The 523-nt window shown below is 52.8% G+C and carries 1 protein-coding gene; it reads left to right on the top strand.

Annotation, left to right across the window (positions count from 1 at the left end):
* Positions 1 to 37 precede the first annotated feature (37 nt).
* On the top strand, positions 38 to 523 hold a 486-nt coding region (locus H6B15_RS15885; RefSeq protein ID WP_204648855.1), incomplete at its 3' end, for a transposase.

Below are 523 nucleotides of genomic sequence, written 5' to 3'. Positions count from 1 at the left end.
TTGTCCAGACAATCACGATACAAAGGAGAAAACCCTAATGGCTCAAAAGAATCATACCACAAATCTGACCGAATTGCTACTGCAATGTGTAGCACAACCGGATCCCATGCTGAGTATGCTGGAATGGCTGTGTGCCCAGCTCATGGAGGCCGAAGTAAGCCAGCAGCTGGGAGCGGAGAAAAGCGAACGCGCCGAAAGCCGCAGCGGGTATCGCTGTGGCTACCGGCCTCGCAGACTAGATACCCGAATGGGCACCATGTATCTCATGGTGCCGAAGGTACGTCAGGGCGGTTACATACCGTTCTTTGTTACGGAGCGCAAACGCAGTGAAGCGGCACTGATCCAAGTGGTGCAGGAGGCCTTTGTACAGGGCGTATCCACTCGTAAGATGGAAAAACTGGCCAAGAGCCTGGGAATTGAAAGCCTGTCCCGCAGTCAGGTCAGTGAGATGACAAAAGGCTTGAACGAGCAGGTAAATGCTTTCCGCAGCCGCTCTCTTTCCCAAAGCAGTTATCCCATTTTG

It is taken from the genome of Gemmiger formicilis (assembly GCF_016900095.1).
Classification (GTDB): Bacteria; Bacillota; Clostridia; order Oscillospirales; family Ruminococcaceae; genus Gemmiger; species Gemmiger formicilis_A.
Note: the sequence above shows the minus strand (reverse complement) of the source record. Positions and strands in the feature narration are given on the sequence as shown.